Raw genomic sequence first — 19,812 nt, forward strand, 5'->3', positions numbered from 1 at the left:
AGCGAAAATGTTAAATAATGTTTAAAATGGTACTATTTATTACATAGTACTGTAACAAAACCACTAGTACGGCGTCTATTAAGTATAAATCAAAAAACAAACATCATGAATGCAGCGGATAAGAACGGCGTATACCAAATCCTAAATTACTTGTTCGGTTTTGGTTGGAACACAGAAAGGGGCCAGATATAAGCCGATAAACGATAGGCCCAAAAAAACATAAACAACAACACTAAAAGCAATAGACATGAGAGCAGCAATTAATAAAACACCGACAGAATCAAAGCGATTTTCTTTCTTCTCGAGTTATCGGGACAGCAAAAGGGTCCGCTGGGCCGAGCACAGAAATTTCAACAGATAAACGGCAAGCTTTGTCGTACCATCCCTTAGATTTAGTTAGTTGAACCTTAGGGGTCGGGCTTCCCATAAGCCTGGCCCCTATTTCATTCCCCATCAAAGTACTTCAAAGAGAATCCGCTTCTTTTCAGATGTTGGCTCCATGGCGGAGGCAAGATCGAGCTTGCTGTCGAATAGATGGTTCAGATTGTTTCCCGCCAGATCCTCCAAACGGGATTCCACGATAACGGTATAACTTCCTTTGGACCAGGGTTCCTTTGGCAAAAAAAGAAGGGAACGCTCTTCATTCATCAAGGTGTATGTACCGCGTATTTCATTTTCCCCTGACCGATGTACCTGAAAGGTTTCGGTAGCCAGAGTAGCGTCCATAGCCTCGTTAAAATCAAGGATCAAAGGCTCTAAGCTGCCTGGTTTGGGTACATGTATTGTCCAGTGTTCCGGCAAAGGCCTTTCCCCGTCCCGATGCGCAACATAAAACGTTTTTATACCGGTTTCCCCCAGTTCCATTCCATGGGCATCCTTCCAGTTTTTGGATATCGAGATGGTATAGTTATTCCCTTTCCGGAGGGGCAGTCCTCTCTCCTGGTTAGGAATTAGGTTGGTCTTGATCCTTCCAGGATCTAACCAGAGCGTAAGGCGATTATGGTCCGCATTCCAAAGTTCCGATTGCAGTTCAAGGAAAACGGGCACTTCCCGGTTTTCCTCCCTATGCGTCACCGAAACAAAGTCTAGGGCGTTTCCAACTTCCTGCATGGGTTCTGAAAAGTGTAAATATATTTTAAGGAGATTCTCGGGTACGGTATCCGCACTAGGGTAGATGGCCAACAACTTGGGACGCTCAGTTTTTGTTCTCCCAATCTGGAACTCCCCTATGGTCGTGGACCCTTGTCTTATTTGATAGCCTTGGCCCTCAGCAAATGGAACCGCTGGTACAAAGGTACAAGCGCCCTCTTTGATGGAGAACTGCCCCAGTACCGCCTGCTTGCCGTTCGCAACATATATCCCTAGCCCTTGGGCGGGCCCCTCATATGCGAAAGCAACACTTACCGCTTTTTTATTGGTCCAATTTACTTGGGTAGCAGTTAGTGTCGTATTTTTTTTGCAGCCAAACCCGGTTAGAAAGCAAAACAAGACCAAGTACACCTTGATCTTTTTATCGGTAACGCCCGAAGGAATTACATCCATTTGGTAGACCTGCTACGCAATATGAGTTCACCGCTGGAGGTTCGCTGCATATACACCACTTTGTTGGCGTCCAGGTTGTCCAATTGCAAAACATTTACCATGGGAAGTGAAACATAACCTACTCCGGTAGCCTTTGCAAATTCGGTTACGGGAGTCGTTAAGGATTCTTTGAAATCGGCAATGGTCGTATAGTCTATCCGCATCACGGAACGGTTGGTATTGGACATTAGAAAATAAGGCTTGCCTTCTTTTTCGAAAGAGATCATGTCCAAAGGGGAATTTCCAGAGCCCAATTCGGCCACTGTTCTGCCCTTGGTATGTTTACCCTCCTTTAATTCCTCCATGGGAAATAGTACCAAAGGCGTACAGGTATAACTTGCCATGAGGTATTCCTTATTCTCCAAAGCGATGACATCAAAGGTCTTGATGGGAGCAAAGGTTTCGTACTGTCCATGGGCTGCGTGGTAAATTTCCAAAGAGGCGTAGTCTTGTGTATCCTTAAAAGGGAAGGGAATACTCCTAAAGGTAGATCCAAATTCCTTATTGGAAAGTCCGGAGACCAGTATCTTGCCCTTATGGTACTTCATATCGGAAATGGCCCAAATCCTTAAGGGCCGTCCTCTTTTGTCCTCTGCATTCACCTCTACGGCATCGCTAAGTGCTATTTTGCTGTAGCCGATGTTGTTCAATGGGATATTGACCAAAGCTTCCTCTTCCAATTTTAATAGTACAGGGGTGCCATCCACCAAGTTCACGGAAAAATAAACCGTTTTGGATACAGGGTTCACCGCCATATCCGTAACCTTTATCTGATCCTTGGTCCTGCCCAATGAAGCTGCAATCTTGGTGTCAAAATCTCCCAAATTAATTTCCGCGGATTCGTCTTTGGGGTCGGCATCCTCAGTGTCCAGGGCATAGATTGTGGCATTTTTGGAATCCCCAATAAAAAGAATGCCCTCAGGTCCAAAGCTCAGGCTAGTAATGGATGCGATTTCCGGGTCTCCTATAAGAAAACCATCGGTAAGTGTGCTTTTTGTTTCGTTAAAGGCCGAAATGGTGACCCACCCCAGTCCACCTAAAATAAGGCCAAAGAGTAATTTTTTCATCGAAGTATAATTTTTTCTTAAAGTATCGATTAATGGAATAAATCACCTCACGGATAAATTCAATTAACTAAAGTTTAACGCATAGCACACATTAACAGGGGAATACAACGTTAACAGTTTCTGGCTCCTGCCATGTATTCGGCCACACATTTTTCCAATTCCCTGAACTCCATGAATTGTTGTTTTATACGCTCTACCTGGTTACCCAGGTTCTTTTTGTGGTCCTTAAGCGAAGCCATGATTTCCGAATTGTTATCCTTTAGGCGTTCCAGCCGATTTCTTAGGATTTCTATGCGTTCGAACAAAGTATAGGTCCTGGGTTCGCAGATATACGAATTCAATTTCTTGCTCAATTGCGCAAGATCCCTGTGGTTGCGCTCCATGCGAAGCAGACAGGCATTGCTATCGAGCTTATCCGTGATGGGAGATGTAGTATTCATGTTCCTTTAGATTTTGGGTGGAGTTGTTGAACTTATTGGTCCTTTAAGTTACAAATAATACAAATGCAAATCAATCCTAATTATCGGAAAATCAGACTTTAACATTTTATTTTCTTAAAGTTGATGTAATCTTAAACCTAAACAAAACACAGATGTTCCTACCTAGTAGGTCAAATAAAGGAAAGCAGGGAGGTCCGTTAAAGAATGGCATCAGTTTTGTTTTTCTATTGTTTGGTTTACTTTTGATTTCGAAAAAGAAATAAAAAATGAAAGCTACAACCCTATTCCTTTTACTCCTTTCCACCTTGGCTTCCTTGAGTCCGTCCGTCCCCAAATCGGTGACGGAGGCCCAGGTCAGTTTTGTTTTTTTATCCAAGGATGTCGATGGAAGCATCAGTGGATTTGAATCCAGTTCGGATATCGACCTACAAAACTTGGAGCATTCCAAATTTAGCGGATCCGTAGCTGTAGAAACGCTTAAAACAGGCATTTTCCTTAGGGATTGGCACCTGAAAGGCGGTAAGTACTTTGACAAAAAAAAGCACCCTCGCATCCACTTTGTTAGTGAGCAGGTATATGCGGAGGGTGAAGATATTACGGTGAAGGGGCTGCTTACTATCAAAGGCATTACCAAGCCGCTTGACTTTCAATTCCAAGCCAAGGGAAACCGATTGATAGGAACCGCCAACTTATACACCTCGGATTTTGGTATCCACATCAAAAAGAAGCGGGAAGAAAACAAGGTGGCCATCAAGATTGTACTTTCCCTAGCCGGCTAAGGTGGATCTGCTTGGAATGGATTAGTTTTTGTGCTGTAATTTTTTATCAATAATGGCCAAAGCATCCTGCACCGTCTGCATTTGCTCCATATCCTCGTTCTCCAACATAATATCGAAGGTGTCCTCCACATCAAGGACAATGTCCACCAAGTTGGCCGAGTTGATATTTAGCTCCTCTATAAAATGGCTTTCCTGGCCTACCTGATCTACCGATACGTCCTCGGGGAGGTAAATTTTAATGATTTCCTTTAGTTTTTGGTACCGTTGTTCATCTTGCATAGCAATGGGGTTCAATCCTTATAGGCCTTAAAAATAACACAAGCATTGACATCCCCAAAACCAAAACTTGCTTTTGCAATGACTTTTGGCGTATATACAAAAGTTTTCCGAGGAATCCTGGAGTTATCCACAAGTGCGGCAATTTCCGGATGCAGGTCATCACAATTGGCATTTCCGAACAACTGTGCCTCGCTGAATTGTAAAACGCTACCCACACATTCTATACTACCTGCGGCGGCCAAACAGTGCCCAAACAACCCTTTGAAGGAGTTTACATAGGGGAACCGGGAACCGGAACGCTCCAAGGCCATGCTCCAATTTCGTATTTCCACGGGATCCTTGGCCGTTGCTGTTAAATGTCCATTGATGGCATCAACCTCGTCCTTTTCCGTAGCCGAGGCCTTAAGGGCCTCTTCTATACACCTGCGCACAGCATCGCTATTGGGAGCGGTCATGCTGCCTTCCGCACGTTGTCCTCCGCTGTTTATGCTTCCTCCCTTGACCTCTGCATATATTTTTGCCCCGCGTTCCCGTGCACTCTCCAGGGATTCCAGTACCAGGGCCCCTGCTCCACTGCCCGGAACAAATCCCGCCGCTGAAGCGCTCATGGGCCTACTTGCTTGGACTGGCCGGTCGTTATAACGCCTTGGCAATATGCGCATAGCATCAAATCCTCCCCATACATAGGGACCGCTATCGCTACAACTGCCCGTCAATATTTTGTTTGCCTTTCCCGAAGCGATTCGTTCATAGGCCATGAGTACACCTTCGGTTCCCGTAGTACATGCCGAGGAATTTGTGGTCACCTGGTTGCCACATCCCAATATACCGCCCAAATAAGCACTGATACCACTGGCCATGGTCTGCAAAACGGCCGTGCTGCCCAAGCGCCGTGTATCACCGGCATCCACCAGGTGGATGGATTCCCTAAACTTATCGACTCCCAAAATACCAGTACCAAAAATAATACCGGCGTCCCAAAACGGAGTTTCCTTGGGAGCTATGCCCAAACCAGCATCCTTCCAGGCATCGGTACCCGCGATTACGCCGTAAATTAGCCCGCTGGCCGCCAATCCCTTGCGCTGCAGCGATGTGAAGTATCTGTTGATATGTTCATTTGTAAGTATTGGTTTTCCAGCAACTTGACAGGCAAAATTCAAATCAGCTAGTTCTTGATGAAAACGAATGCCGCTGTCTCCCTTTTTAAGGGCGCTGAGGAAAAGGGGAAGGTTTATCCCATTGGGGGCGCAGACCCCAAGACCGGTAATTACAACGCGTTTACCCATGGTCACTTGATTTAATCATTCCGGCAATCGTCCCTTTGCAGACCAGCTCTCCGCGATCATTATGCATTTTTACCTCACATTTTAATTTGTGAAACCGGAAGTATATTTTTTTTGAGCTTACCCACACCCTTTCCCCGGGATAAACCGGCAAATAAAATTCCATGTCCGCACTGCTCATCCCGATCTTGGCTTCCTTAAGTTCCTCAGATCCCAATAGAAAAAGGCCCAGGCAAACCAGCCCGATCTGGGCACAGCATTCCGTCAACAAAACTCCTGGGGTAATTGGGTTTCCCTTTAAATGACCCTCGTAGAAGTCCATTTCTTTCTTAAAAGTGAAACTGCCCTTGGCTCCATCTTCATCCACCTGCTGCAGTTGGTCCACAAACAGGAAGGGCTTGGCGTAGGGCAATCTGTCCAAAATAGGTTTGTACTCCATAATTATTGTAAACTCTCTCCCCCATCTACGGTAATGATCGTTCCCGTTATCCATTGGGCTTCCTCGGTACAAAGCAAATAAGCGGCATTGGCCACGTCTTCGGGCCGGGTCAACCGGCCATGGGGGTTACGCTCCAGGGCATGTTTCCTTAGGGCCTCATGGCCCGGAATCTGCTTGAACGATTTGGTTTCGGTTATCCCTGCCTGTATACCATTGGCCCTGATGCCCAAGGGAGCGAATTCCAATGCCATATTTCTGATAATGGCCTCCAGTGCCGCCTTGGCAGCTGAGACGGCCCCATAATTGGGCCATGCCCGTACACTGCCCTCGCTTGTGAATGCCACAATGCGGGCATCGGAGGCAAACAGGTCTTCCCTTATCAGCAGTTGGGCCCAATCGTACAAGTTTATGGCCATGGCATCAAGGGTAAGGTGAAAATCGGCATTGCCCAGTACCCTATCCGTAGCAGATCGCATGGGTTTGAGGTTTCCTTTGGCTATGCTGTGCACCAATACCTTTACTTTTCCCACAGGCCCCAACACTCCTTTTATCTGTTGTATCAGCCTTGTCCGTTTTTCAGGATGAAGGGCGTCCATATTATAACTTTGGAAGGCCACTCCAATTAAAGTAATTTCTTTAAAATCACTTTCAATACTCTGTAAATCAGACTTTTTATCCCTATGAACTATAATAATATTGAATCCTTCGCCAGCGAGTTTTTTTGCCGTCGCCAATCCAAGCCCGCTACTCCCTCCTATAATGAGGGCCCATTCGTTGGAAGAAGAACTGTGTTTAATCATAATCAAACTTACACATTATACGCGTCATGGCGACTTACCATTCCAACAAAACACGTTGAGCGGAAAAACCCGGTCCAAAGCTAAGGAGCAAACCTTGTTCACCAGTTGCGATATCTTTTTTTAAAAAACGTTCCAACACATAGAGTACGGTAACACTGCTCATATTGCCATAGCGCCTAAGGGTCTCCCTGGTATCATCCAGGTTCTTCCCGAGCGCTCCGAACAGCTCTTCCACCGTTTGCACGATCTTGCGGCCCCCTGGATGGAAAACCAGATGATCCACCTCCCTGATCGATGTGCCATGCCGTTTCAAAAAGGGGTGCACGATTTTTGGGAAATGTGATGCAATGGTTTCCGGAACCGCAGGGTCCAGAATCATACGGAGCCCAGTATTGGTAAGGTCAAATCCCATTAAATGCGTTGCTTCCTTAAAATGATACATCTCTTCTCCTTTAATTTTGGGTCCGTTGGCACCTTCTTCCGAGGAAAGCAACACACAGGCCGCCCCATCCCCGAAAATTGCGGCACTGACCATATTGGCCATGGAATAATCACTCAATTGAAAGGTGGCAGTGGGACTTTCCACGGCCACTATGGCCGCCCTTTTACCAGGGTTTGATTTCAAAAAGTTACTGGCGTAGATCAAACCAGATATTCCGGCGGCGCAACCCATCTCCGTGACCGGTAAACGCACTACATCCTGTCGGAGTTCCAGTGCATTGATCAAATAGGCATCCAGGGACGGGATCATGATTCCCGTACAACTCACGGTGATGATGTAATCCAACGAATCTGCTTCCCAGCCTGCCTCGTCCAAGGCCTTTTTTAATACCGCACTACCCAATTTCTTGACCTCCCTGACGTAGATATCATTCTTTTCCTGAAAGGAGGTGGCCGTAAATACTTCCTCAATACTCATGATCCCATAACGCCGATCTACTGCCGCCCCTTCGAAAATCTTTAACACCTTGCGTCGAAAACGCTCGTCTTGATCGGCCAACCACATTTCCACAAAGGGCAGTATTTCCTTGGTATCACGGCTATGGGGGGGCAACTGCTTCGCTACCGTTGTTATTCTTATATCATTCATACATCGCGCTTAGTCGGGCCGTTTCAATGACCCATACATATCTGAAGGCCCATTTCCAATGAATTGTATGCCTTACATTTGGCAATCTCCGGGAAAAATCAACCAATTCTTTTTTTGTGAAGCCGCTTTTGATGGAGAGCAATCCATCGTATTTAGCAATTTTTGTTTTTATAAAAATAAGACGAAAAGCTTTAAAAAGATAGCAGGCCAAATAACTTCTGTGTAAGTCATTTATAACCACGCCAATAGACGCCAGCTTTGCAAATTTTTCCAAAAAAATGGGAATCTGCCCATCTTCAAAATGATGCATGGTTAGTGTGCACAGCATGATATCGCAATCCAGATCGGTCGTTTTCATATCCAGGATATCCTTCTGGAGAAAATGGATTTCCGGAAATTTGAAGCTGGCCTTCTTTGCAATGTCCAGCGTCTTTTCGCTGAGGTCTACGCCGATCAATTTAACCAGGACTCCCAGTTTTCTAAAGCGCAGGGCTACTTCCCTTAGTATGGCACCATCGCCACAACCCATATCCACTATGGTATAACTTTCCTTAGGATAGGCACGGACCAAGCGTTCAACCTCCTTTATGGTAATCCTGTTCCCCCCCAACATCCTGTTGGACCTGTTGATATCCTTTAGCACTTCCACCAGGACCTCCGTACCCATCCTTGGGTCGTCCATTAATTCGGTTTCTCTATTTCGTAACGATAAGTCCATTAAACAACAACGGGGTTTCCATGAGTTTTCCGTATCAATCCCTTCAACAGCCAGGGCGAATTTGCCACGCTTCCCATGGACAGATCAGACAGCGTATGGTTCAATAGGACGGACTGCAACAGTCTTCCCATTTGTAATCGGCCCCTAAAGGTCCTATTCCATTTTCGGGTATAATCGGCCTCCATGACGGCCCGATCATAATGTTTGTCCTTGAAGTATCTGCAGATCAATTCTACCGCAATTTTAGCACTGTGTATGGCCATGGCCATGCCGTTACCACATAAAGGGTGGATCAGTCCGGCCGTATCCCCGCACATGAGTACATGGTTTTCCACGGCTTTTTTTGGGCTAAAGGATATTTGGGCAATGCTAAGTGGGCGTTCAAACAAAGGACGGGCTTCTTCCAGGAATGCACCCAGCAAGGGGTTTCTTTTTACCACATTGGCATTAAAGCTTTCAATGTCCTTTTCCTTTTTGAAACTATTGTATGAAACCAAATAACAAAAATTCACCGCCCCGGTCTCTGTTTTGGAAAGTCCGCCATACCCGCCCCGGAAATTGTGCAGGGCTACCAGATTTTCCGGAAATCCATCATGTCTATAGTGTGCTTTGACGCCCAGCCAGGGCGACTTCCGCCCGATGAAATTCCTGTTGAGATGATGATCAAGGTTAGCTCTTTTGCCGTAAGCACCGATCACGATAGGTGCCGTAAAGATGCGGCCCGTATCCGTAGTAACTGTAAAAAGATTGTTGTTATAACCTACCGCGGTGGCGCTCCCAAAGACAAAATTGACCTGTAGGAAAAGGGCGCGTTGGTACAGAAGCCTGTCCAGCGCATATCTACTTATGCCCTTGCCTCCCAGGGGAAGCTTGGCCCGCAACGATTTCCCCGCAATGGTGCTTAATTCCAGGGTGTCAATGGACACCGCTTTGGCCTGCGTCAGGGACACGCCCAAATGGTCTAGGTAATCCAATATTTCATTGGAAACATATTCGCCGCATACCTTGTGATGGGGGTACTGTTGCTTTTCTATGACCAGGACCGTATACCCTTCCCTGGCTATGTGCAAAGCTGCCGTAAGTCCTGCCAATCCCCCGCCAACAATAATAAGATCGTAATCGTTCACTTTAGGAAGATACGTATTCTAAACTAAAAAATCCCGGTGTATTACCGGGATTTTCTAGGGGACAATAAACTATTGTTTTGTTTTTTCCTTTGCTTCCTGCTTTAAAGCTTCGTTGGCCACAATGGCGAGTTCCACTCTACGATTCTTGGCCCTACCCTCAGCAGTGGCATTGTCCTCCCGGGGTTGCGTCTCCCCATACCATTTTGTGGTAAATCTACCAATGGATACTCCTTGGCTCGCAAGGTATTTGGTGACGGATTCCGCTCTTTTTTGGGATAGCGTCATATTATATGTGTCACTTCCAGAGCTATCCGTATGACCTTCCACAAGAATATTGGAATTTGGGTATTCCTTAAAAATTCCCGCCAAGCGGTCAAGCGTTGTGGCCGCGTTGCCCTTAATGTCGGACTTGTTGGTCTCGAAATACACGCCGCTGTTCTCGTCAAAGGTTACATTGATCCCCTCACCTACCCGGGTTACTTCCGCTCCAGGTACTTCAGACTCTATGCGCTCTGCCTGTCGGTCCATTCGGTTTCCGATATAGCCACCGGCGGCACCACCTACAACACCTCCGATAATGGCGCCCACCGCGGTTTTCTTACTGATCAGTCCTCCGATAACAGCACCGCCAACAGCACCGATTGCCGCGCCTTTTTGCGTGTTATTTGCATTCTTGACCGTACTGCAGCTTGCAATCATGGCCACCATCATTGCAAACGATACCCCTTTGATTATTGTTCTTTTCATGTTTTTAGTTTTTTGTGAATTGATATACTATGGTGACGGGTTCCCCATCTACCGATACGTTGGATTTTAAGGTCATGGCCTCGGCAGTAAGATTGGAAATATTAAGACGATAACCTACCCCGCCGGAAATGTCCTTTAATTTTTCATCGATGAATTTAAATTGCAATTGACTCGAATAGCTTTCGGGACGTTCAACCACTGACCAGCGGATAAAGCGTTCCCCTCCGTTACACAGTGTACTGTTGTTGATAGTATATTTTCCCGTGCTGTTGTTGTCCCTAAAGAACCACTGACTTCCTTCAAAGCAAATGTCATCGGCATCGTTAAAAATAACCGATTTAAAGTTACCAGTATTGTTCTCATAGGAAATGGCATTGAGCGTCCAAGTGCCGCTCAATAGATTGCGTTGACCTCTTGCCGCTTTGGAAACTGAGCAAGAAACAACGAGGATAGCGGTCGCTGCCAGCAACCAAATCAACTTCTTATTCATAATATTAGAGTTTAGTTCATACTATATACGAGTGACCGAAAAAAATGATCTTTGAGACTCGTTAAGTTATTGTTAAAATTGTTAATTCCCACTATTTCAATAAGCTAACAGATCCGATAGGATCTGGCGGAAGCGTTCCTTTGGCAGATAGTTGTTTTCCAGTTTCCTCGCAAAGGGAATTGGGGTCTCAAGGCTAGCCACCCGTCGTACCGGGGCGTCCAAATGTTCAAAGCAATGCTCCATGACCAGGGCCGATATGTCACTGGCCACGCCCCCGAACATACTATCTTCCTGGAGGATAACCAATTTGCCCGTTTTTTTCACCGAGGCATACACGGTTTCCATATCCAACGGGACCAAGGTCCTAAGGTCGATAAGGTCGGCCGATATCTCCGGGCGATCCTTCAATACTTCCATCGCCCAATGCACGCCGGCTCCATAGGAGACGATGCTGATATCATTGCCTTCCTGTAACAGAATTGCCTTGCCAAGTGGAAGGGTATAGTAGTCCATGGGTACCTCCTGATATAGGCTGCGGTACAAAGCCTTATGCTCAAAAAACAATACCGGGTTGGGGTCATTGATGGCCGTAGCCAAAAGTCCCTTGGCGTCGTAAGGAAAAGCGGGATACACCACTTTAAGCCCAGGGGTCTTCGTAAACCAGGCCTCATTGGTCTGTGAATGGAAGGGCCCCGCTCCCACGCCTGCCCCACAGGGCATACGGATGACCACATCTGCCTTCTCGTCCCATCGGTAATGTGCTTTGGCCAAATAGTTGACAATGGGATTAAAACCGCTGCTTACAAAATCGGCGAACTGCATCTCCATCACTGCCTTCATGCCATTTATGGAAAGTCCCATGGCCGCGGAAACCACAGCCGATTCACAAATGGGAGTATTGCGCACCCGCTCCCTACCAAAGTGCTCCACAAAGCCCTCCGTAATCTTAAAAACACCTCCGTATTCCGCAATGTCCTGCCCCATGACCACCAAGTTATCATGCCGTTCCATGGCCTGTCCCAGGCCATCGGAAATGGCATCAATCAAACGTATTTTTTTTACTATCGAACCATGTTTAACTTCCTCGTATACAGTATTTTTAAAAACATCTTCTAATTCTTTACTTTCATCCAAAGAAATCTCCTCTTCATTAAAGGCCAGCTGTAGGTTTTCTTCAATTTCGGCATCTATTTCCCGCTGTATGGAACCCATCATTTCCTGGCTTAGGATCTTCTCCGATAGCAAGTGGGCCGCAAAGTTGGAAATAGGGTCTTTTTCTGCCCATTGGGCCATCAACTCCTTGGGCACATATTTGGTGCCGCTAGCTTCCTCGTGCCCACGCATGCGAAAGGTCTTGAATTCCAACAGTATGGGCCTCGGTTTTTTGCGCATACTTTCACTTAGCTTTTTAACTTGGGTATAGACCTCCAGAATGTTATTGCCATCGATCTGATGCGCCTCCATTCCGTAACCGATGCCCTTATCGGCCAAGTGTTCGCAACGATACTGTTCAGCTGTTGGGGTGGAAAGGCCATATCCATTGTTTTCTATACAAAAAAGAACAGGCAGGTCCCAAACGGCCGCTAGGTTAAGTGCCTCGTGAAAATCCCCCTCACTAGTGCCCCCTTCCCCGGTGAAGACTGCTGTAACCCTAGGCTGCTTTTTTAATACTTCGGCCAGGGCTATACCATCGGCGACGCCCAATTGGGGGCCCAGGTGTGAGATCATGCCTACAATTTTGTACTGCTGCGTACCAAAGTGGAAACTTCGGTCCCGTCCCTTGGTAAATCCGCTCGCCTTACCCTGCCATTGCGCAAATAAACGGCGCAAAGGGATGTTTCTAGTGGTAAAAACACCGAGGTTGCGATGCATGGGCAGTATATATTCTTTTTCGGTCAGTGCACTGGTCACGCCTACCGATATGGCTTCCTGGCCAATGCCACTGAACCATTTGGAAATTTTTCCCTGACGCAGGAGAATCAACATTTTTTCCTCAATACGCCTGGGTCTTAGCATGGCCCTATAGAGCTGTAATTGTATTTCCTTGCTGAGCTTCCCGCTTTTGTATTTCATTATGATGATTTGGAATTTTACACTAAAAGCGCGATAAAAGTAGCAAAAAGGGTCGAGGAAAGTTGCGCATAACAAGGGAATATTTTTGGGCCTACATAGCTTTTATTTTCTTAAATTTGAAGTACACTTTTAAACTTAAGAGATGAGCGGTATACCCAGTGTAGATCTTCGGGATTTTTTATCCGAAGATTCAAGTAGAAAGGAAAAATTCATTAAGGAAATAGGAAGCGCATTTGAGGATATAGGATTTGTGGCGCTAAGAGGGCATTTTTTGTCCCCAGAGCTGGTTGATGATCTTTACAGCGAAATAAAGCAGTTCTTTAATCAGCCTCAAGAGCTAAAGGATAAATACGAAATTGCTGGCATTGGCGGGCAACGGGGATACACTTCCTTTGGGAAAGAACATGCCAAGGGAAGAAAGGAGGGCGACTTAAAGGAGTTCTGGCATTTTGGACAGTACGTGGAGGACAATCCCAAATTGGAAGCGGAATACCCGGACAATGTTATGGTGGACGAACTGCCCAGTTTTAATGCGGTGGGGAAAGAGACCTATAAAATGCTTGAAAAAACGGCGAAATATGTGCTACGGGCCTTGGCCTTGCATCTGGGCTTGGAAGAGACCTATTTTGATGCGTATATCAAAAACGGAAATTCCATTTTGCGACCCATCCACTATCCTCCCATTACCTCCGAGCCGCAAAATGCGGTACGCGCGGCGGCACATGGGGATATTAATCTGATTACCTTACTTATGGGCGCCCATGGTAAAGGGTTGCAAGTACAAAACCACGAAGGCGAATGGGTAGATGCTATTGCGAAACCCGAAGAATTGATGATCAATGTAGGCGATATGCTTTCCCGTTTAAGTAACAATAAACTAAAGTCTACCATTCACCAGGTGGTGAACCCGCCTCGGGAACTCTGGGGGACTTCACGTTACTCCATCCCCTTCTTTATGCATCCCATTAGCGAAATGCCCTTGAATTGCCTGGAGGATTGTATTGATGCCGAACATCCCAAAAAATTTGAGGATATCACTGCAGGGGAGTTTTTGCACGAACGTCTCATTGAATTGGGCCTTATTAAAAAATAAATGATGTGCGGGTCAAAAACCACATCAACACAAGTACAATGATGACAAAAATACAGGCCAAGGTCATTCCAGGCTATGGGGCGGCCTCGGGGAAAAACCAGGACCAGCGTTATCCCAAAGGTACCATAAGCGTGCAGGCCGCTTTTTTTGAGGAAAGAGGGTTGGACCTGAGTTCTTTTTTTAAGGGAACGCTCAACATCGATATTTCGCCCTATACCTTTGAGATCAAAAAGCCCAAACACTTTTTTGAGCAAGTGGATTGGTCCGAACACATACCTCCGGAAAATTTCTATTTTTTTGATATTTCCCTCTTTCACAAGGGAACCTCCTACGAAGGATTAATCTATATGCCAGACCCCAAAACCAAGACAGAACATGTGCAGCAAACAACGACCTTGGAGCTTGTTCTTCCCAAGGTGGCGGGACTAGAATACGGGCAAGAGGTGTCCGTAGGAATAGACCAGGGCCAACTGCAGCTTAACAAAAGGAATTGACCTATGGATTTACAAGATCAACTAAAACATCTTTTCCCAGATCATGTTCCCACTGAAAACGAAGAAAATCAGGAGAGAAAAAATGATATCTGGTTACAGGAAGACCCCATCATCTGTAAATATGAAAAAAGAAAAGGGAAACCTGTTACCCTCCTGGAAGGGTACACGGGTGCAACGGATGATTTCAAGAAACTCGCCAAAGAACTCAAGACCAAACTTAGTGTTGGCGGCACTTTCAAGGACGATACCATTATTATCCAGGGCGACTATAGAGATAAGATTATGAGCCTTCTCAGAGAAAAAGGTTTTAGGGTGAAGCGTGTAGGGGGTTAGTTTTCTGTTAATTTTTTTTTAATATTTTAGATTAAATGTTACTTTTAATCGTTAAAGACCTAATCAACAGCCAACATGAGTTCCCTTCTACATATTACTAATGGTGATAGTTTTACCGAGAAATTAAAATCCCTGGATCTAAAAGGGGATATTATTACTTGGAGAGAAATGCTTTGCGAAGGAAAAACACTTACCAATGTGGGCAGTGAATCTTTTTGGAAGACCCGCTTCGAATTTCTGAACAAACACTATAAAGTTTCCAAATCGCGCTTCATAGAGCTCACATTAAAGGAATACCGCTCGTTGTGCAATCACAAACAACAGGATCGTATCGTACTCTGGTTCGAATACGATCTTTTTTGTCAAATCAATATGCTCGCCGTAATCAGTTGGTTAAAGGCGCATAGAAGGCACGCGGAAATATCACTGGTCTGCAGTGGCAAGGAAGACGAAACCGATACGCTATACGGCTTGAGTGAATTAAGCGATGAACAGTTGTTAGGCCTCTATGAAAACAGGACACGTCTTAGCCAGGACGATATAGAATATGCGGATTATGTCTGGCAGCTTTACTGTGGCGACAGCCCAATTCGTTTGGAACATCTGACAGATTTCAGAAATTACAATTTTAATTATTTGGAAGATGCCATTACCGCACACCTAAAACGTTTCCCCTCAATCAAGAATGGCCTAAACCATATGGAAAACAAAATGTTGCAGTTGTCTTTGGAGAAAAAACCATCCTCCAAACGGGAACTTTTGGGCGTTATCCTAAAAAATCAGGGCTTTTATGGCTATGGCGACACCCAATATGAGCGGGCAATATCCAGGCTTAAGCCTTTGTTTACCTCCTTTAATCCTGTAAGACTTACCCGAAAGGGCAAGCAAATCCTGGAGGGGAAAAGTAATTACTACTCCAGCATAAGGGACAGTGATGTCTATCTGGGCGGCGCATTAAAATATAATTTTCTCTACAATACCGCCACAGATAAAATTCTAAAACTATAGCATGAAGCTAAGTCCGTCAGAACTCATTCTGAATCCCGACAATAGCATTTATCACCTTAATCTACAGCCTGAGGATATCGCAGATACGATTATCACCGTTGGTGATCCGGATCGTGTGGACATGGTGTCGCGGTATTTTGATAGCATTGAAATCAAAAAGGGAAAACGGGAATTCATCACCCACACCGGGCATTTCAATGGAAAACGATTGACCGTGATTTCAACGGGGATAGGAACAGACAATATTGATATTGTCATGAACGAATTGGACGCCCTTGTAAATATCGATTTTAAGAACAGGGCGGTTAAACCTGAGGCCTCCTCCTTGGACATTGTCCGGATAGGAACTTCTGGGGCCTTACAACCCGATATCGCGGTAGACTCCTTCCTTATGAGCCAATACGCCATTGGCTTTGATAATCTATTGCATTTTTATCAGAGTGAAGAGGTACAACATCCAGAGATACAACTCGCCTTTATAGATCATACCAATTGGTCTATCTTTAAATCCATTCCCTATGTGGTCAATTGTGACATGGGCCTGGCAAAACGACTCCTTTCCGATTCGGTTCGGCAGGGTTTTACGGCCACAAATGTTGGTTTTTATGGCCCCCAAGGCCGGAAACTACGCTTGGAAACGGAGGACAACGAGCTTAATTCAAAGCTTTCGAGTTTTGAGCACCAAGGGATACGCATTACCAATCTGGAAATGGAGACATCGGGCATCTATGGGCTTGCCTTGCTCTTGGGGCATCGTGCAGTTTCCATGAACTGTATTTTGGCCAATAGAAGTACGGGTGAATTCTCCAATAAACCCAAAAAAGCCATGCGCGAACTTATTCAATATACTTTGCAAAAACTTACCGAGGCTTGAAAAAGGTAAAGATCGTTGGTGTTCCTGAACATTTTAACTTACCCTGGCACTTAGCCATTTCCGAGGGCGCTTTTGCTGAACGCGGCATAGCCCTGGAATGGACAGATATCCCTGAAGGTACAGGGAAGATGTGCCAAATGCTCCAGGACAAGGAGACCGATCTGGCCATTATCCTCACAGAAGGTTTGGTCAAAAGCATTAGCCAGGGGAACCCCGCTAGAATTGTTCAGGAATATATTGCTTCGCCTCTATTATGGGGAATTCATGTGGCCGCCAAGGGACCTCACCAACATCTGGCGGACCTGGAAAATTCGGTTGCTGCCATAAGTCGATTGGGTAGCGGCAGTCATTTAATGGCCTACGTGCATGCCCAGCAGTTGGGATGGGATTTGGAGAGGCTTCAATTTAAGGTGGTCCACAATCTGGAAAGCGCTGTGGAAGCCTTGACCCAAGGGCAGGCCGATTATTTCATGTGGGAACATTTTACCACCAAGCCTTTAGTGGATTCAGGGGTTTTCAGAAGCTTGGGCGATTGCCCCACACCCTGGCCTTGTTTTGTGCTGGCCACTACAGAGGCCTTTAGTAATGAAAACCACGGTCTTTTGGTCCATATTTTGGAGGTAATCAACCTCTATACTTCAGAATTCAAGGCCATTCCAAGCATTGACCGTACCTTGGCCAACCGCTACGGGCAACAGCTCGAGGACATCCAAGAGTGGTTGGAGCTGACCCGCTGGAGCCAATCTCAAGTAACGGCAGAAGTTCTTGATAACGTGCAAGATAAGCTTCTTCTTCTAAAGTTAATCAAGAAGAGAATGCCTTATGAATCCCTGCTTACCAGGCGATAGGTTTTTTGCCTTTTTGAATCAAAATTTCATTGGCCTTGCTAAAGTGTTTGTTGCCAAACCACAGGCCTCTGTTGGCACTGAGTGGAGACGGGTGCCCCGATTTCAATATATGGTGCTTGCCGGCGTCTATTAGATTTGCCTTTCTTTTGGCAAAACCACCCCACAAGAGAAATATCAATCCTTCCCGCTCTGAAGAAAGCTTTTTGATCACCGCGTCGGTAAAGATTTCCCATCCCTTATTTTGATGGCTTCCCGCCTGATGCGCCCTAACGGTCAGGGTGGCATTCAAAAGGAGTACACCCTGATCCGCCCAACGTTCCAGATTACCGCTTTTTGGATAAGGTTGGTTCATGTCGGTCTCTATTTCCTTAAAAATATTGATGAGCGATGGCGGATGGGGAATTCCGTCATGCACGGAAAAGCACAAGCCGTTGGCTTGATTGGGACCGTGGTAGGGATCTTGGCCAATAATGACCACTTGGGTGTCGGGGAACGGACTATGGTCAAAGGCGGCAAAAATGTCCTTTCCCCGGGGGTAACAGGTCGTACTGCCGTATTCTTTTTTTACGAAATGGGCCAAGGTCGAAAAATAGGGCTGGTTAAACTCCTGCTCTAACTGGGCTTTCCAACTTGGATGGATGTTGACGTTCATTTGATGTTCCAATACTTGCTTTGCCACCAAAAATAATAATATCTTTCCTCACCAAAACCCTTAGTTGACTAAAATGGCGTTTAAACTTAAATTCACCTTTCCCACAGCACATACCATTCTTTTTGTGATTGCGGGCATGGTGGCCCTTTTGACCTGGATCATCCCAGCGGGCCAGTTCGATAGATTGTCCTATGATACCGAGAATAACACCTTTGTACGGAGTAATGCGCAAGGCACAGAAACCTTGGAAGCCTCGCAAGAGACCCTGAATGCACTGCAAATAAAGATCCCCTTGGAAACATTTACGGAAGGGGCGTTGGGAAAGCCGATCAGTATTCCCGATTCCTTCAGGGAACTGGAGGCCCGGCCACAAGGGTTTACCGCCTTTATTCAGGCACCGTTAAAGGGTATCCTAGAAGCTGGAGACATCATCCTTTTGGTGCTCATCATTGGTGGACTCATCGCCATTGTAAATGCTACAGGCGCCTTTGAGGCAGGGATTGCCTGGCTTTCCCAAAGACTTGTGGGAAGGGAATTCCTGCTGATCATCATGGTCACCAGTCTGATTGCCCTTGGCGGCACTACTTTTGGACTCGAGGAAGAAACCATTGCCTTCTACCCTATTTTGATTCCGATTTTCCTTGCCGCCAAGTACGACGCCATTGTAGCGGTTGCATCGATCTATATTGGATCATCTATCGGTACCCTGGCATCCACAGTAAACCCGTTCAGCACCATTATAGCCTCAGATGCCGCAGGAATAAGCTGGACCGTGGGCCTACAGGCCCGGTTGTTGATGTTGGTTTTGGGGGTAGCCATATGTCTTCTGTACATTCTCCGGTATGCTCGACGGGTCAAAAAGGACCCTTCCAAATCGCTTGTATATGATCAAAGGGCCGAAATTGCACAGCTGTTTGCAGGGAGCTCCTCCAGCCATGTGCCTGCCTTGACCGGTCGGTTGCGCTTCGTATTACTGGTCTTTATTTCATGTTTTGTGGTGATGGTATACGGGGTTTCCCAATTGGGGTGGTGGTTTTTGGAAATGACAGCGGTTTTCCTGGTGGGTGCTATCGCCATAGGGTTCATTGCTGGCATCAGTGAACGCATCTTTGTGGAAAAATTTATTAGAGGTGCTGCCGACCTGCTGGGGGTGGCCTTCATTATTGGGATTGCAAGGGGCGTTACCGTGCTGATGGAGGACGGATTGGTGAGCGACACCTTGTTGTTCCATGCAAGTTCGGTGACCGAAGGCATGCACAAAGGTCTTTTTATCAATGTGGTGCTCTATATTTACAGTGGGCTATCGTTCTTTATCCCCTCTTCCTCCGGGATGGCCGTATTGACCATGCCCATTATGTCTCCCTTGGCCGATACCGTGGGCGTTGGTCGTGAAATAGTGGTCAATGCCTATCAATACGGTGTGGGCCTGTTTAAATTTGTGAGTCCGACCGGAATTATACTGGCCTCCCTGGCCATGGTAAAGGTGGGCTACGACAAATGGCTGAAATTTGTACTCCCTTTGGTGGGTATCCTATGCGTACTGGCCATGGCAGCCCTTACGATTTCCATTTACATATAACCGTTGTATACTGTACCT

22 protein-coding genes are annotated in these 19,812 nt (G+C 46.1%); 8 read left to right on the top strand and 14 right to left on the bottom strand.

Features of this window, described 5'->3' with window-relative positions; translation table 11 throughout:
- Window positions 1–453: 453 nt before the first annotated feature.
- The 3 genes from ACRD67_RS09365 to ACRD67_RS09375 all read right to left on the bottom strand — a co-directional run bounded on the left by ACRD67_RS09365 (window position 454) and on the right by ACRD67_RS09375 (window position 3,088).
- Window positions 454–1,542, bottom strand: coding sequence for an Ig-like domain-containing domain (locus ACRD67_RS09365; RefSeq protein ID WP_430966873.1), 1,089 nt, complete (start codon window positions 1,540–1,542; stop codon window positions 454–456).
- Window positions 1,533–2,648: a hypothetical protein gene (locus tag ACRD67_RS09370; protein WP_430966874.1), complete on the bottom strand. Its 1,116-nt coding sequence runs from the start codon at window positions 2,646–2,648 to the stop codon at window positions 1,533–1,535. Before ACRD67_RS09370 ends, ACRD67_RS09365 begins: the two co-directional genes overlap by 10 nt.
- 110 nt (window positions 2,649–2,758) lie before the next feature.
- Entirely contained in the window at window positions 2,759–3,088 is a 330-nt protein-coding gene (locus ACRD67_RS09375; protein WP_430966875.1) for a hypothetical protein, read from the bottom strand.
- 266 nt (window positions 3,089–3,354) lie between these two features.
- Between ACRD67_RS09375 and ACRD67_RS09380 the strand changes: the two genes are divergently transcribed.
- Window positions 3,355–3,867, top strand: coding sequence for a YceI family protein (locus ACRD67_RS09380; RefSeq protein WP_430966876.1), 513 nt, complete (start codon window positions 3,355–3,357; stop codon window positions 3,865–3,867).
- 21 nt (window positions 3,868–3,888) lie between these two features.
- Here ACRD67_RS09380 and ACRD67_RS09385 read toward each other — a convergent pair whose 3' ends face one another.
- The 10 genes from ACRD67_RS09385 to ACRD67_RS09430 form a co-directional block, all read right to left on the bottom strand.
- On the bottom strand, window positions 3,889–4,146 hold the full coding sequence (locus ACRD67_RS09385) for an acyl carrier protein (RefSeq protein ID WP_430966877.1): 258 nt from the start codon (window positions 4,144–4,146) through the stop codon (window positions 3,889–3,891).
- 11 nt (window positions 4,147–4,157) lie between these two features.
- Window positions 4,158–5,432, bottom strand: coding sequence for a beta-ketoacyl-[acyl-carrier-protein] synthase family protein (locus ACRD67_RS09390; protein ID WP_430966878.1), 1,275 nt, complete (start codon window positions 5,430–5,432; stop codon window positions 4,158–4,160).
- Window positions 5,425–5,868 (bottom strand): 3-hydroxyacyl-ACP dehydratase FabZ family protein, encoded by a 444-nt coding sequence (locus ACRD67_RS09395; protein WP_430966879.1) that lies wholly within the window; start codon window positions 5,866–5,868, stop codon window positions 5,425–5,427. The genes ACRD67_RS09390 and ACRD67_RS09395 overlap by 8 nt, the downstream gene beginning before the upstream one ends.
- A 2-nt stretch (window positions 5,869–5,870) precedes the next feature.
- Entirely contained in the window at window positions 5,871–6,668 is a 798-nt protein-coding gene (locus ACRD67_RS09400; RefSeq protein WP_430966880.1) for an enoyl-ACP reductase FabI, read from the bottom strand.
- Between the two features lie 34 nt (window positions 6,669–6,702).
- Window positions 6,703–7,758, bottom strand: a complete 1,056-nt coding sequence (locus ACRD67_RS09405) for a type III polyketide synthase (RefSeq protein WP_430966881.1) — start codon at window positions 7,756–7,758, stop codon at window positions 6,703–6,705.
- Entirely contained in the window at window positions 7,751–8,440 is a 690-nt protein-coding gene (locus ACRD67_RS09410) for a methyltransferase domain-containing protein (RefSeq protein ID WP_430966882.1), read from the bottom strand. Before ACRD67_RS09410 ends, ACRD67_RS09405 begins: the two co-directional genes overlap by 8 nt.
- A gap of 35 nt (window positions 8,441–8,475) precedes the next feature.
- Window positions 8,476–9,603, bottom strand: a complete 1,128-nt coding sequence (locus tag ACRD67_RS09415) for an NAD(P)/FAD-dependent oxidoreductase (protein WP_430966883.1) — start codon at window positions 9,601–9,603, stop codon at window positions 8,476–8,478.
- A gap of 69 nt (window positions 9,604–9,672) precedes the next feature.
- On the bottom strand, window positions 9,673–10,350 hold the full coding sequence (locus ACRD67_RS09420) for a YiaD family glycine zipper/OmpA-like lipoprotein (RefSeq protein WP_430966884.1): 678 nt from the start codon (window positions 10,348–10,350) through the stop codon (window positions 9,673–9,675).
- Window positions 10,351–10,354: 4 nt separating this feature from the next.
- Window positions 10,355–10,840 carry a lipocalin-like domain-containing protein gene (locus tag ACRD67_RS09425; protein WP_430966885.1) on the bottom strand — a complete coding sequence of 162 codons (486 nt, stop codon included), beginning with the start codon at window positions 10,838–10,840 and terminating at the stop codon, window positions 10,355–10,357.
- A gap of 96 nt (window positions 10,841–10,936) precedes the next feature.
- The gene (locus tag ACRD67_RS09430) at window positions 10,937–12,913 is read right to left on the bottom strand and encodes an alpha-ketoacid dehydrogenase subunit alpha/beta (protein ID WP_430966886.1); all 1,977 of its coding nucleotides are present in this window, start codon (window positions 12,911–12,913) and stop codon (window positions 10,937–10,939) included.
- A 142-nt stretch (window positions 12,914–13,055) separates the two neighbouring features.
- Here ACRD67_RS09430 and ACRD67_RS09435 point away from each other — a divergent pair, with 142 nt between their 5' ends.
- The 6 genes from ACRD67_RS09435 (at window position 13,056) to ACRD67_RS09460 (ending at window position 17,563) form a co-directional block, all read left to right on the top strand.
- Entirely contained in the window at window positions 13,056–14,006 is a 951-nt protein-coding gene (locus ACRD67_RS09435) for an isopenicillin N synthase family dioxygenase (protein ID WP_430966887.1), read from the top strand.
- 38 nt (window positions 14,007–14,044) lie between these two features.
- Entirely contained in the window at window positions 14,045–14,500 is a 456-nt protein-coding gene (locus ACRD67_RS09440) for a hypothetical protein (RefSeq protein WP_430966888.1), read from the top strand.
- Window positions 14,501–14,503: 3 nt separating this feature from the next.
- Window positions 14,504–14,833 (top strand): translation initiation factor, encoded by a 330-nt coding sequence (locus ACRD67_RS09445; RefSeq protein ID WP_430966889.1) that lies wholly within the window; start codon window positions 14,504–14,506, stop codon window positions 14,831–14,833.
- Window positions 14,834–14,908: 75 nt separating this feature from the next.
- Window positions 14,909–15,841: a DUF1835 domain-containing protein gene (locus ACRD67_RS09450; protein ID WP_430966890.1), complete on the top strand. Its 933-nt coding sequence runs from the start codon at window positions 14,909–14,911 to the stop codon at window positions 15,839–15,841.
- Window position 15,842: 1 nt separating this feature from the next.
- The gene (locus tag ACRD67_RS09455) at window positions 15,843–16,715 is read left to right on the top strand and encodes a nucleoside phosphorylase (protein ID WP_430966891.1); all 873 of its coding nucleotides are present in this window, start codon (window positions 15,843–15,845) and stop codon (window positions 16,713–16,715) included.
- Window positions 16,712–17,563 carry a substrate-binding domain-containing protein gene (locus ACRD67_RS09460; protein WP_430966892.1) on the top strand — a complete coding sequence of 284 codons (852 nt, stop codon included), beginning with the start codon at window positions 16,712–16,714 and terminating at the stop codon, window positions 17,561–17,563. Before ACRD67_RS09455 ends, ACRD67_RS09460 begins: the two co-directional genes overlap by 4 nt.
- Here the strand turns inward: ACRD67_RS09460 and ACRD67_RS09465 are convergent.
- On the bottom strand, window positions 17,550–18,215 hold the full coding sequence (locus ACRD67_RS09465; protein ID WP_430967159.1) for a uracil-DNA glycosylase: 666 nt from the start codon (window positions 18,213–18,215) through the stop codon (window positions 17,550–17,552). The two genes, ACRD67_RS09460 and ACRD67_RS09465, sit on opposite strands and share 14 nt — an antisense overlap.
- A 73-nt stretch (window positions 18,216–18,288) precedes the next feature.
- Here ACRD67_RS09465 and ACRD67_RS09470 point away from each other — a divergent pair, with 73 nt between their 5' ends.
- Window positions 18,289–19,794: a YfcC family protein gene (locus ACRD67_RS09470; protein ID WP_430966893.1), complete on the top strand. Its 1,506-nt coding sequence runs from the start codon at window positions 18,289–18,291 to the stop codon at window positions 19,792–19,794.
- The last annotated feature ends 18 nt before the right edge of the window (window positions 19,795–19,812 follow it).

This window comes from Eudoraea algarum (genome assembly GCF_050589645.1).
GTDB lineage: Bacteria > Bacteroidota > Bacteroidia > Flavobacteriales > Flavobacteriaceae > JBNGOQ01.